General features: G+C 58.5%; 12 protein-coding genes and 1 tRNA gene. 5 read left to right on the top strand and 8 right to left on the bottom strand.

Features of this window, described 5'->3' with window-relative positions:
* Nucleotides 1-24 precede the first annotated feature (24 nt).
* Both accD and AC13C8_RS18675 read left to right on the top strand, forming a co-directional pair.
* The gene (accD, locus tag AC13C8_RS18680; RefSeq protein WP_482848678.1) at nucleotides 25-1,002 is read left to right on the top strand and encodes an acetyl-CoA carboxylase, carboxyltransferase subunit beta; all 978 of its coding nucleotides are present in this window, start codon (nucleotides 25-27) and stop codon (nucleotides 1,000-1,002) included.
* Nucleotides 999-2,273: a bifunctional folylpolyglutamate synthase/dihydrofolate synthase gene (locus AC13C8_RS18675; RefSeq protein ID WP_482848677.1), complete on the top strand. Its 1,275-nt coding sequence runs from the start codon at nucleotides 999-1,001 to the stop codon at nucleotides 2,271-2,273. The genes accD and AC13C8_RS18675 overlap by 4 nt, the downstream gene beginning before the upstream one ends.
* Nucleotides 2,274-2,768: 495 nt before the next feature.
* On the opposite strand, the gene zapE is transcribed toward AC13C8_RS18675, so the two are convergent.
* Nucleotides 2,769-3,851 (bottom strand): cell division protein ZapE, encoded by a 1,083-nt coding sequence (gene zapE / locus AC13C8_RS18670; protein WP_482848676.1) that lies wholly within the window; start codon nucleotides 3,849-3,851, stop codon nucleotides 2,769-2,771.
* A 98-nt stretch (nucleotides 3,852-3,949) separates the two neighbouring features.
* Here zapE and AC13C8_RS18665 point away from each other — a divergent pair, with 98 nt between their 5' ends.
* Nucleotides 3,950-5,191: an MFS transporter gene (locus AC13C8_RS18665; protein ID WP_482848675.1), complete on the top strand. Its 1,242-nt coding sequence runs from the start codon at nucleotides 3,950-3,952 to the stop codon at nucleotides 5,189-5,191.
* On the opposite strand, the gene AC13C8_RS18660 is transcribed toward AC13C8_RS18665, so the two are convergent.
* The gene (locus AC13C8_RS18660; RefSeq protein ID WP_091431768.1) at nucleotides 5,188-5,646 is read right to left on the bottom strand and encodes an Lrp/AsnC family transcriptional regulator; all 459 of its coding nucleotides are present in this window, start codon (nucleotides 5,644-5,646) and stop codon (nucleotides 5,188-5,190) included. The genes AC13C8_RS18665 and AC13C8_RS18660 overlap by 4 nt on opposite strands.
* Nucleotides 5,647-5,809: 163 nt before the next feature.
* Here AC13C8_RS18660 and ald point away from each other — a divergent pair, with 163 nt between their 5' ends.
* A complete protein-coding gene (gene ald, locus AC13C8_RS18655; protein ID WP_482848674.1) occupies nucleotides 5,810-6,928 on the top strand; it encodes an alanine dehydrogenase in 1,119 nt (372 codons plus the stop codon).
* Nucleotides 6,929-7,013: 85 nt separating this feature from the next.
* Nucleotides 7,014-7,424, top strand: a complete 411-nt coding sequence (locus tag AC13C8_RS18650; protein WP_482848673.1) for a DUF1801 domain-containing protein — start codon at nucleotides 7,014-7,016, stop codon at nucleotides 7,422-7,424.
* 68 nt (nucleotides 7,425-7,492) lie between these two features.
* On the opposite strand, the gene AC13C8_RS18645 is transcribed toward AC13C8_RS18650, so the two are convergent.
* The 6 genes from AC13C8_RS18645 to pheS form a co-directional block, all read right to left on the bottom strand.
* Nucleotides 7,493-7,569: transfer RNA gene (locus AC13C8_RS18645), tRNA-Met, on the bottom strand.
* Between the two features lie 145 nt (nucleotides 7,570-7,714).
* Entirely contained in the window at nucleotides 7,715-8,143 is a 429-nt protein-coding gene (mscL, locus tag AC13C8_RS18640; protein WP_091431773.1) for a large conductance mechanosensitive channel protein MscL, read from the bottom strand.
* A 134-nt stretch (nucleotides 8,144-8,277) separates the two neighbouring features.
* Nucleotides 8,278-8,727 (bottom strand): YtoQ family protein, encoded by a 450-nt coding sequence (locus AC13C8_RS18635; RefSeq protein ID WP_091431775.1) that lies wholly within the window; start codon nucleotides 8,725-8,727, stop codon nucleotides 8,278-8,280.
* Nucleotides 8,728-8,774: 47 nt separating this feature from the next.
* Nucleotides 8,775-11,171, bottom strand: coding sequence for a phenylalanine--tRNA ligase subunit beta (gene pheT / locus AC13C8_RS18630; protein ID WP_482848672.1), 2,397 nt, complete (start codon nucleotides 11,169-11,171; stop codon nucleotides 8,775-8,777).
* Between the two features lie 22 nt (nucleotides 11,172-11,193).
* The gene (locus AC13C8_RS18625) at nucleotides 11,194-11,616 is read right to left on the bottom strand and encodes an ASCH domain-containing protein (RefSeq protein WP_091432706.1); all 423 of its coding nucleotides are present in this window, start codon (nucleotides 11,614-11,616) and stop codon (nucleotides 11,194-11,196) included.
* Between the two features lie 126 nt (nucleotides 11,617-11,742).
* Nucleotides 11,743-12,816: a phenylalanine--tRNA ligase subunit alpha gene (gene pheS, locus AC13C8_RS18620; protein WP_091431778.1), complete on the bottom strand. Its 1,074-nt coding sequence runs from the start codon at nucleotides 12,814-12,816 to the stop codon at nucleotides 11,743-11,745.
* Nucleotides 12,817-12,929 lie beyond the last annotated feature (113 nt).

Here is a 12,929-nt window from a genome sequence, read left to right as displayed (position 1 = left end):
CCAAACGACCAAGGAAGACAGGCGATGAACTGGATCTCGAATTACGTCCGCCCCCGCATCAACTCGCTTTTTTCGCGCCGCGAAGTGCCTGAGAATTTGTGGACCAAATGCTCAGAATGCGGAACGATGCTGTTTCACCGCGAATTTACCGAGAATCTGAACGTATGCACCAGTTGCGATCATCACATGGGTATCACGCCCCGTGAACGGTTCACCGCACTGTTTGACGGTGGCGTCTTTACCGAGGTCAACGTCCCGGCCCCCGTCGACGACCCATTGCATTTCAAAGACCAGAAGAAATACCCGGAACGCATGAAGACCGCCCGAAAGGATACCGGCGAACGTGAGGCGATGCTGGTTGCTGAAGGCGAAATTGGCCGCACCCCGATCGTGGCCGCGGCACAGGACTTCAGCTTCATGGGCGGGTCCATGGGCATGTATGTGGGTAATGCCATCATTGCCGCCGCTGAACGTGCCGTCACTGCCAAGCGTCCGCTTGTCCTGTTTTCCGCCGCCGGTGGTGCGCGGATGCAGGAAGGTATTCTGAGCTTGATGCAAATGCCGCGCACAACGGTTGCGGTGCAGATGCTGAAGGAAGCCGGACTGCCTTATATCGTGGTCTTGACCCACCCCACCACCGGCGGTGTGACCGCATCCTATGCGATGCTGGGAGACGTACACATTGCTGAACCCAATGCGCTGATCTGCTTTGCCGGTCCGCGTGTCATTGAACAGACGATCCGCGAGAAACTGCCGGACGGATTCCAACGGGCCGAATACTTGCTTGATCATGGGATGCTGGACCGTGTGACCCACCGCAAGGACATGAAAGACGAACTCGTCACCATCCTGCGTATGCTGACGGGCAAAGGCCCGGCAGTGAAAGGCGATCTGCCAAAACCAGAAGACGTTGCAGCGCCGAAAGTCGACGCCAAAACTGCCCCCGCCGAACCGAAAGTCGAACCGAAAGTCGATGCGGAAACGAAGGCGAAGAAAGCGTGAGCGAAAGCGGTTCGGATATCATCCTTGATCGGATGATGTCCCTTCACCCAAAGATCATTGATCTGACGCTGGACCGAGTCTGGCGTCTTTTGCATGCGGTCGACAATCCTCAGGACAGACTGCCACCGGTCATCCATCTGGCGGGCACCAATGGCAAAGGCTCGACCCTTGCGATGCTGCGCGCCGGGCTGGAAGGTGCCGGAAAACGGGTTCATGCCTATACCTCGCCGCATTTGGCGCGCTTCCATGAACGTATCCGGTTGGCGGGCGAACTGATCAGTGAAGATACCCTGACTGAAGTGCTGGACCGTGCCTATGCGGCCAATGGCGGCGACACCATCACCTATTTCGAGATCACGACTGTGGCAGCTCTGATGGCCTTTGTCGAAACGCCTGCCGACTATACACTACTGGAGACCGGTCTGGGCGGGCGGCTTGATGCCACCAATGTTGTGTCGAAGCCTGAATTGACAATTATCACCCCGATCTCGATCGACCACACACAGTTTCTGGGTGACACGCTTTCCGCCATCGCAGGGGAAAAGGCGGGTATTCTGAAGCGTGGGGTGCCGTGCATCGTTGGACCACAGCCCGAAGAAGCCCTTGAGGTGATCGAGGCGCGCGCCGCCCGGCTGGGTTGCCCGTTGTTGGCGCATGGACAGCACTGGCATATGGGTCAAGAACACGGGCGGTTCATCTTTCAGGACGAAACCGGGTTGCTGGACCTGCCGATGCCCGCCCTGATCGGCCCCCATCAGTTGGAAAACGCAGGCGCCGCCATCGCCGCCCTGCGCCAGTTGGGATACGACGATACGGCATGCGAAGCGGCGATGCGCGATGTGACCTGGCCTGCCAGAATGCAACGCTTGCGCCACGGCCCGCTTGTCGATGCTGCCGGGGACACCGAGCTTTGGTTGGACGGCGGCCACAACCCTGCTGCGGGTGATACGCTGGCCAAGGTGCTGGCAGACCTGCCCGACCGCCCGACCCATCTGATCTGCGGAATGTTGAACACCAAGGACATCGCAGGCTATCTGCGCCCTTTGGCACGTGTGGCGGACAGCCTGACGGCAGTGTCCATTCCCGGCGAAGCAAATACGCTGACCGCCGATGTCACGGCCCGCGAAGCCCGAAATGTGGGGCTTGATGCGTCAGAGGCGGCGTCCGTGCTGGACGCCATTGTCGCGATCAGAAAGACTGACCCGGACAGTCGCATCTTGATCTGCGGTTCACTGTATCTGGCCGGGTCGGTTCTGAAAATGAACGGCTAGGCCATTCCACCCCCAAGAATATGCACAAAAGATTGCCGTGATCACAAATTATTTTTCCGCAATGTGCTTCATTGGGATTCACTTCATCCATCAACCCCCCGAAAAGAATCACTTTTTCCGGGTTTGGCGAATCGGAATATGATTCGACACAATATGTTGACAGAATAAGCAGTTAGCCACTACTAATAGGGTATTCTTCAGGTAAAGTTCACAATAAGTGAACGGCTTGTCGAGCAGTACTTTGACCAGGGGGTCTTATGTTTCGGTTGTCACGGAAAGGCGTAAATCGGTTTGTGATCACAAGCTTGGCCGTGACTGAAGCAAAGACCACCCTTTCCACTCCCGCTTCCGGCACAGGTTCACCACATTAGGCTCGTTTTTCGGCGCCCGAATGTGTTGTCCCTGAACGCGGGTGGCTAAGTTCGGGTTTTGGTCGCGATGCGCTAAGTTAGGCGGGCAGGACAAGACCTTGGGGTCGCCAATGGCGGCCCCGTTTCATTCGCTGCCCCAATCTTTGTCCTGCATTTCGCGCAAACGGCTGGCCGTGCGCTCAAACTCGAACGATCCTTCGCCTTCGACATACAACATCTCTGGCTGGGCGGCGGCAGAGGCGATCAGCCGGACATTCGCCTCATACAGCGCGTCGATCAGCGTCACGAAGCGCTTCGCCTCGTTGAAATTCGACCTGCTAAGGCGCGGGATATTTTCCAGCACCAACAGTTTTATATTTCGAGCGATGGTCAGATAATCACCCGGCCCCAACATCGCCCCGCACAGGTCGTGGAAACCAGCCCGCGCCGCGCCATTGCGATAAGCCGGCAGAACCACGTCCCGCCCTTTCACCGTCAGGATTAGCGGCGCGGCCTCGCCACCCGTCAGATCACGCCAGATCGCATCAATGGCCTTGCGCGCGTCAACGCTTGCCGGGGTGAAATAGACCTGCTCGCCTGCCAGACGGTCCTGACGGTAGTCATTTGGACTGACCAGTTCATGCACCACCATCTGCTCTTTGATCAGTTCTATGAAGGGCACGAAAAGTTGTCGGTTCAACCCGTCCTTATACAGGTCATCCGGATGGCGGTTCGATGTTGTCACCACCACGACGCCTGCATCAAACAGCTTCTCGAATAACCGACCCACCAGCATCGCATCGGTGATGTCTGAGATTTGCATTTCATCAAACGCGAACAGACGCACATCGGCCGCAATCTGTTGGGCCACCGGGCCAAGCGGGTCGTCGATGCCAGACTTGCGCGCAACGGCCATGCCCTCGTGCACCTCTTGCATGAAGGCATGAAAATGGACCCGGCGCTTGGCGCGGGCATCCAGGCTGTCCACAAACAGATCCATCAACATGGATTTGCCGCGCCCCACACCGCCCCACAGATACAGCCCCTGCGGCACGTCTTCAGGTTTGGAATGGAAAAGCCCACCCAATATCCCGCGCTTGCGCACAGGTGCCGCATCAAGATGAACGCGGATGTCTTCAAGCACCGGCAGGGCCGCCACTTGCGCCGGGTCTCGGGTGATCTCGCCCTTCCGGGCGAGGGCTTCGTAAATCTCGATCAGGTTTGCCATGGCCGAGGAATAAATCGCTTCCACACATAAGGAAAGGTGAAGTGACAGATCAGAAACGAAGAATTGACCAATCGGTCGACTTCGCGGATTTTGCCTGAATGATTCAAACGCGCGCGCCCCTGATTACACCTGTCCTGGTAGCCGGTTGCCTGATTATCCTCGTCAGCTTCGCCATCCGCGCGAGTTTCGGGGTGTTTCAGATTCCGATTGCTGCCGAATTCAACTGGCCACGCGCCGAGTTCTCGCTGGCTATCGCCATTCAGAATCTGGCTTGGGGCATCGGTCAGCCCATCTTTGGTGCGATTGCGGAAAAGATTGGGGATCGCAAAGCGATCATCATGGGGGCGCTGCTTTATGCGGTCGGTCTGGTGACGTCATCCCAGGCGGTCACTCCCGGCGCCCACCAATTGCTGGAAATCGCCGTCGGCTTCGGGATCGCAGGCACAGGTTTTGGCGTGATTCTGGCCGTGGTTGGGCGGGCAGCGAGCGAAGAGAACCGGTCAATGTCGTTGGCAATTGCGACCGCTGCGGGGTCAGCCGGTCAGGTGTTTGGTGCACCGCTGGCAGAATATCTGCTGGGCTTCATGCCCTGGCAGAATGTGTTCATCGTGTTTGCCGCTGCGATCCTTGCGACACTGGCGCTGCTGCCCCTGATGAAGACCCAACCGATGGCCGCCCGCTCCGAGCTTGAGGACAGCATGGGGCAGGTCCTAAACAAGGCGATGCGCGACCCCAGCTTTTCGCTGATCTTTCTGGGTTTCTTTTCCTGCGGTTATCAACTGGCATTCATCACCGCTCACTTCCCGGCCCTCGTAACCGAGATGAGTGGCGCGATTGATCCGTCCGGCACGCTGGCAGCGATCGGCGTCTCGACCACCTCGGCCCTTGGGGCGATCTCGATCTCACTGATCGGGCTGGCCAATATCGCGGGCACGCTTTTGGCGGGGTATCTGGGCAAGACATACTCAAAAAAATATCTGCTGGCCGGTATCTATGCGGCGCGGACGGTGGTGGCCGGAATGTTCATCCTGATGCCGATCACACCGACCTCGGTCATCGTCTTTTCAATTGCGATGGGGTCGCTGTGGCTGGCTACGGTGCCGCTGACCTCGGGTCTGGTCGCGCATATCTATGGGCTGCGCTATATGGGCACGCTTTACGGGATCGTCTTCTTCTCGCACCAGTTGGGCAGCTTTCTGGGCGTCTGGCTGGGCGGGCGGATGTATGACGTGTTTGGCGACTACACCATGGTGTGGTGGATTGGCGTGGGCGTCGGCGCGTTCTCGGCAATCGTTCACCTGCCGGTGAAAGAGCAGCCGCTGGCCGCGCGCGCCGCCTAAACCGGCAGCGCCGTGGTCTTGAACACCGTGCGCAAGGCGAACGAGCTTTGCATCCCTTGCACGCCAGGCAGACGAGACAGGTGTTGGCGGTGGATGCGGGCAAAATCCTCGGTATCGGCCGCGACAACCTTCAGGATATAATCCGCCGATCCGGCCATCAGATGACATTCCAAAACATCCGGGATCAACGCCACTTCGCGTTCAAAAGCATCCAGCAATTCATCGGCCTGACCAGACAACGTGATCTCGACAAAAATTGTCGAGGGGCAACCCATCTTGCGCGCGTCCAACAAGGCGACATAGTCGCGAATATATCCTTCCGCCTCCAGCCGTTGTACACGCCGATGGCATGCCGAAGGGGACAGGTTGATCTTTTCAGACAGGTCCGAATTGGACATGCGGCCGGTGCGCTGAAGCACTCTGAGAATACGACGGTCTATGCTGTCCAGTTCCATAATCTCACAAATTTCTTGCGCGTATTGCGCGTTATTCGATGTTTTCTTCGACGCTTTCTAACAGCAGCGACTCTTCTTTTCAAAGCAATTGCGTAAGCAACCGAGTAAACTGACACCCTGAGATACGACATTAACCGACAACAGGGAATGAGGAGGAAACCCCATGCTGATCGGATGCCCGAAAGAAATCAAACCGCAGGAATTTCGCGTTGGTCTGACGCCCGCTGCGGCAGGCGAGGCGATCGCACGCGGTCACAGCGTCATCGTCGAGACCAACGCAGGCATTGGTGCCGGGTTCACGGATGAGGACTATGCCGCCATTGGCGCCACTGTTCTGGACACCGCAGAAGAGGTGTTTGCCAAGGCTGATATGATCGTGAAGGTGAAAGAACCCCAAGCGGTCGAGCGCAAGATGCTGCGCGAAGGTCAGCTTCTGTTCACCTATCTGCACCTGGCCCCCGATCCCGAGCAGACAAAGGACCTGTTGGACAGCGGATGCACGGCGATCGCCTATGAAACCGTGACCGACCGCAGCGGCGGCCTGCCGCTGCTGGCCCCGATGTCCGAGGTTGCGGGGCGGCTGGCCCCTCAGGTCGGGTCGTGGACCTTGCAGAAGGCCAATGGCGGCCGTGGCGTCCTGATGGGCGGTGTGCCCGGTGTGGGACCTGCGAAGGTTGTCGTGATCGGCGGCGGTGTCGTCGGCACCCACGCCGCCAAGATCGCCGCTGGCATGGGCGCGGATGTGACCGTTCTGGACCGTTCGCTGCCACGCCTGCGGTATCTGGACGATGTTTTTGGCGGCACGTTCAAGAACCAGTACTCGACCGCCGCTGCCACGGCGGAGCTGATTACCACCGCAGACATGGTCATCGGCGCTGTCCTGATCCCGGGTGCGGCTGCACCAAAGCTGATCAGTCGTGACCAGTTGTCCACCATGAAGCCCGGTGCCGTTCTGGTCGACGTGGCCATCGACCAAGGTGGGTGCTTTGAAACATCAAAAGCCACCACCCACGCCGACCCGATCTATGACGTGGACGGCATCATGCATTACTGCGTCGCCAACATGCCGGGGGCGGTCGCCCGCACCTCGACCATCGCGCTTGGCAATGCGACGATGCCGTTCATGCTGGCGCTGGCCGGCAAGGGCTGGAAGCAAGCCTGCGCGGATGACGAACACCTGCTGAACGGCTTGAACGTGCATGCGGGCAAGCTGACCTACGCCGCGGTGGGTGAAGCCCTTGGATTGGACTATATCTCGGGCGCAGACGCGCTGAAAATCTGATCTTACGTTAAGAAACGAAAAAGCCCTGCCACCTCGCGGGGCTTTTTTCTTTGACACCAATGGCGCGTCGCCGCACCTTTCCGAAATGCCCGATCTTTCACGCTCTTTCCAAAACGCAGCCGTCGCCGACACGTTCGCCGGCTTCCCAGGCGACGCGCGCGCAGGGCTTCTGGAATTGCGCGATTTGATATTCGAAACCGTCCGTGACACGCCGGGAGTTGGCCGTATTGAAGAGACGTTGAAATGGGGCCAACCCGCCTATCTGACGCCCGACAGCAAGTCTGGCACCACGATCCGGCTGGGTGTGCCCAAGACAGGTGGTTTTGCGCTCTACGTCCATTGCCAGACCACCCTGATTGCAGAGTTTCGCAGCCTGTTCGCTGATGGGCTCACCTTCGACGGCAATCGCGCGATCCTGTTTCAAGACGGGCAAGCCCTGCCAACCGAACCGCTGCGATTGTTCATCAGAAACGCGCTGACCTATCATCGGGAATGACCCCAGAAAAGAAAGAAGCCCCGCACATGGCAGGGCTTTTCTTTGCATCTCAGGCGACTGTCTGGATGTGGTAGCGTGGGGCGGACTTGAACCGCCGACCCCAGCATTATGAGTGCTGTGCTCTAACCAGCTGAGCTACCACGCCATCTCACATCGGAGGTCCAGATATTCCGGCCCGCCCCCGGTGTCAAACGAAAAACATAGATATTGCGTGCCCTCGTTGGAAAAAGGCTGAAGAAAAAAGGGCGCCCGGTTCGGGACGCCCTTCAAAAAAAAAGTCTGCGGCGCGTTTACTTCTTCAACGCATCGCGGATTTCGACCAGCAGATCGACCTCGGAAGGCCCGGCAGGTGCTTCCTCTGCCGCCTCCTCTTCCTTCGCCGCGGCATCTTTGGCCTTGTTGACGAAGCGCACCAGCATGAACACGACAAATGCGATGATCAGGAAGTTGATGATTGCCATGATGAACGAGCCATAGGCAAAAACGGCAGCGCCACTTTCACGTGCAGCTTCCAGCGACGCACCTTCCGGGACGGAACCGGACAGGGTTGCATACATATTGGTGAAGTCGATACCACCAAGGAACAATCCGATAATCGGATTGATCAGGTCAGCCACCAACGAGCTGACAATGGCGGTGAACGCTGCACCGATGATAATACCAACGGCCATGTCCATGACATTGCCCTTGGCGATGAAGTCTTTGAATTCTTGAAGCATACTGTCCTCACTACACATTAGTCGCCAGCACGTTTCCGCCAGCCTGCACGAAGCCTAGCGCAAAGCATTCACGTTTGCATATTGTTTCGCGGGGAAAAACAGTGCGCCAGTAACCGTAGATTGTTGAGGGTTCTTTAACTACCCAGGCCACCGGTCAGAACATAGCGCAAGATTTCGACCACCTGGTGTGGTTCGCGCGCAACGGCGAGGGCGGCGGCGTCGACCTCTTTCAGCGGATGGTCATGTTCCGGCTGCTGCAAAACGATCAGGGACTTGCCTTTTGCAGCGGCATAGCCGGCATCGAAAGCTGCATTCCATTGGCGATATTTTTCGCCAAACCGGACAACGACCACATCGGCATCTTCGATTGCCTTACGGGTGCGGATGGCATTGATCATCGCACCTTTATGGTCGTGCCAATACTTGCTGTCCTCGGCCCCAAGAATGGTCACGCCGCAATCGTCGGACGCATCGTGGTCGGTCACAGGGGCCGAAAACGTGACATCCAACCCGTTTGCACCGTCGATGATCTGCTCGCGCCAATCGGTGTGGATTTCGCCGGATAGATATACGTTTAGGGTCATGTCTTTCCTCCTTATAGGCGCAGCCCCGCAGGGCCATGCAAGTCAGATCAGCCGCGCAAAGTGCCGCCGGTGGCCTTGCCCACCTTCTCGACGATCTTTGCGCTGACCGCTTCGATGTCCTTGTCGGTCAAAGTGGCATCACGCGGTTGCAGACGCACGGTGATGGCGAGGGACTTTTTGCCTTCCCCCAGCGATCCACCGATAAACTCGTCAAAGACATTCACTTCAGTGATCAGCGCCTTGTCCGCGCCAGCGGCCGCGTTCACCAGATTGATCGCTTCCAGGTCGGCATCCACCACGAAGGCGAAATCCCGTTCCACGGGTTGCAAATCGCTCGCGCCCAGCGCACCACGTCCCGTGCCCTTGGCTTTCGGGAACGGCACTTTCGTCAGATGCACGGCAAAGGCCACAACCGGGCCTTTCACGTCCATGCCCGCGATGGCTTTCGGATGCAATTCACCAAACGCACCAAGGATGTTCTTCGGTCCCAGACCCAGCTTGGCCGAGCGCCCCGGATGCCACCACGCGTTCATGTCGCGCAGATAGCTCAGCTTGGCAGGTGCGCCGATGGCGTTCAGAACCGCCTCGACATCCGCCTTGGCGTCATAGGTATCAACCGGACGCCGCGCGCCGAACCGGTCGCGCGGACCGGTATGGCCGACAAGGATGCCGGTGACCATCTGCTCATATTCTTCCGGCTCACCACCGTGGAAAACGGGTCCAACCTCGAACAGCGCCAAATCCATGAAACCACGCGCCTGATTGCGGGCGGCGGCTTGCAGCAGACCGGGCAGCAGGGACGGGCGCATATGGCTCATCTCGCTTGAGATCGGGTTTTGCAGCTGCGTCACATCTGCCCCACCGCCAAAGTGCTTAGCGCTTTCGGCATCAATGAAGCTGTAAGTCACGCATTCATTATAGCCCAGCGCGGCAATGGTCCGCCGTGCCATACCTTCGCGCTTCTGCATGGGCGTCAGGATCGCTTTGGGCACGCCAACATGGGCGCGCGACAAGGGCTTTCCGACCAACTTGGTCAGGGACGCCACCCGCGCGACTTCTTCCACCAGATCGGCCGAGCCTTGCACGTCAGGACGCCAGCTTGGCACATGGGCCATGCCATCCTTGATGGTGAAGCCCAGCGCGGTCAGCGTCCTGCGCTGCTCGTCCGCCGGAATGTCCATGCCGACCAGCGACTGCACCCGGTCGGTGTCAAGCTTATAGGCGCGGCGTGTGTCCGGCACCTCGCCCGCCATCACAACGTCGGAGGCTTCCCCTCCGCACAGATCAAGGATCATCTGGGTCGCGGCCTCGATCGCTTGGACGTTGTATTCCGGATCAATGCCGCGTTCGTTGCGATATCGCGCGTCGGAATTGATCTTCAGCGCACGCCCGGTGCGGGCGATTTGGGTCGTGTCCCAAAACGCAGCCTCAAGGAATACGTTGGTGGTTTCGTCCGTGCAGCCTGTGGGCAGACCGCCCATGATACCGCCGATGGACTCCACACCAGTCTCATCCGAAATCACGACCATACCGGGCGCGAATGTGTATTCCTTCTCGTCCAGACCAACGAGAATTTCGCCCCCTTTGGCGCGGTGCACGCGCAGGTTGCCATTGACCTTGTCGGCGTCGAAAACGTGCAGCGGGCGGTTCATGTCATAGGTAAAGAAGTTGGTGATATCGACCAAGGCCGAGATAGGGCGCAACCCAACCGCGCGCAGTCGCGCTTGCAACCATGCGGGCGAAGGGCCGTTCTTCACACCCTTGACCAAGCGTCCCATGAACAGCGGGTTGTCGTCGCGCGTATCCTCGTCAATCGTTACAATGATCGGACTGGGGAAGTTGCCTTTGACCCTATGCTCTTTCAATGGCTTCAGCACGCCCAGACCCCGGGCCGCCAAGTCACGCGCAATCCCGCGCACGCCCAGCGCGTCGGGGCGGTTCGGCGTAATCGCGATCTCGATGACTGGATCGACCCTGTCGGGGTCATTGGCGGCAAGCCAATCGACGAACTTCTCGCCCACCTCGCCCGAGGGCAGTTCGATAATGCCGTCATGTTCGTCGGACAACTCCAACTCGCGCTCGGACGCCATCATGCCATGGCTTTCAACGCCGCGGATTTTGCCGACGGAAAGAGTTACGTCAATGCCCGGCACATAATCACCGGGTTTGGCGAGCACCACGGTGATGCCCTCCCGCGCATTGGGCGCGCCGCAGACGATGGTCTTGTCGCCGTCGTCGGTTTCCACCGTGCAAACGCGCAGACGATCGGCATCGGGGTGCTTTTCAGCGGATTTGACGCGCGCCAAGGTGAACGCGCCCAGACGGTCCAAGGGATTGTAGATGCCTTCAACCTCAAGCCCCAGATCGGTGCAGGCCTCGGCAATTTCATCGACGCTTGCGTCGGTGTCGAGGTGGTCTTTCAGCCAGGAAATGGTGAATTTCATATCTTTCCTCCGATGGCACCGCTCAGCGGTCTGCCAAATCCTCAATCAGGTCAAAATGCTCAAACACCAGCATCATTTCCGGGTCGAACCCGCCGTTGCGGGCGAAATAGGCCTCGTGACCATTGCGCCACCCGGAGAGCGTGTCGTCTTCACCCTCGGCCAAGGCCATATCTTCCGTGACGTCGCAAAAGCGGATCTCTTGCACGCTCACTGTTTTGATCACCAGCGCAGGGGTGCCATCCCAATTGGTGGCGATATCGGTGCGACCAACCTGCGGCAATGCTTCCGGTTCACCTTCGAAGTCTGCCAAAGCGCCGCATGTGGCTCGTTTTCTGCCAGTTCGCACAAGGTCGATCAACCGGGCCGACAAGTCGGCGCTATCGCCGAACTTGAAGGTGCCCGCACCGGGATATGTGACTTGTAGGTCTTCCATATCATCCTGCATCGTCGTCTCTTTCATCATCGTCAGATGCTTCCATCGAGCGATCGATGGACTTGCTCAGAGAACGTGCGCACCAGACAACAACCAGGCACATCAAAAGAACCACACTGATATTTATCCAAATGGGCATCAGCGTGACAGCCCCCCACGCATCGTCGGCACGTCAAGCGCCGCGAAGCCATAATGCCTGAGCCAACGCAGGTCTGAATCAAAGAACGCACGCAGGTCGGGGATGCCGTATTTCAGCATGGCCAGACGGTCGATGCCCATGCCGAAGGCGAAACCTTGCCATTCGTCGGGGTCCACGCCTGCCGATTTCAGCACGTGCGGATGCACCATGCCGCTGCCCAAGATTTCCATCCAATCATCACCTTCGCCCAGTTTCAGTGTGCCGCCAGCCCAGGAGCAGCGGATGTCGACCTCGGCAGATGGTTCCGTGAAGGGAAAATGCGAGGCACGGAAGCGCAGCTCGATCCCGTCAAGTTCAAAGAACGCGCGGCAGAATTCTTCCAACACCCATTTCAGGTTGGCCATCGAGATGTCTTTGTCAATCGCCAATCCTTCAAGTTGGTGGAACATCGGCGTGTGAGTCTGGTCGTAATCGGCGCGATACACACGACCGGGCGCGATCACCCGGATCGGCGCGCCTTGCATCTCCATCGCGCGGATTTGCACAGGGCTGGTATGGGTGCGCAGCACATGCGGCGGGCGGTTGTCGCCGTCCGGCATCGTCATATAGAATGTGTCCATCTCGGTCCGGGTTGGGTGTTCTGCCGGGATGTTCAGGGCGTCGAAATTATACCAGTCGCTTTCAACCTGAGGCCCTTCGGCGACCGAGAAGCCCATGTCGCCAAAGATCGCGCTGATTTCTTCCGTAACCTGTGATATCGGGTGGATGGTGCCCTGGCGTTGCGGGCGCCCCGGCAAGGTGACGTCCAGCCATTCGGTGCGCAGACGTTCGTCAAGGGCGGCATCGGCCAAGGCGGATTTCTTGGCGGAAATGGCCGAGTTGATCTCGTCCTTCAACGCGTTCAGCTTGGGGCCTGCGATCTGCCGTTCCTCGGGCGTCATTTTGCCCAGCTCGCGCATTTTCAGAGCGACCTCGCCCTTTTTGCCGACCGCCTGAACGCGGATGTCTTCCAATGCGGTCTCGTCAGACGCGGCAGCCACAGCGTCGATGTATTTTTGCCTCAGATCGTCCATCCCGGACCCCTTTGTTTACGTCATGCCCCTGCTACGAAACGGGGCGTCAGAAAGCAAGAAGCCGCGAGACCTGAAAAGGTCCGCGGCTTCCAAAATTGTCTCTCCGATATGGA

Source organism: Aliiroseovarius sp. B-4, from assembly GCF_056857795.1.
The sequence above is the reverse complement of the archived record's forward strand: the minus strand, read 5'-3'. Positions and strand labels throughout refer to the sequence as shown.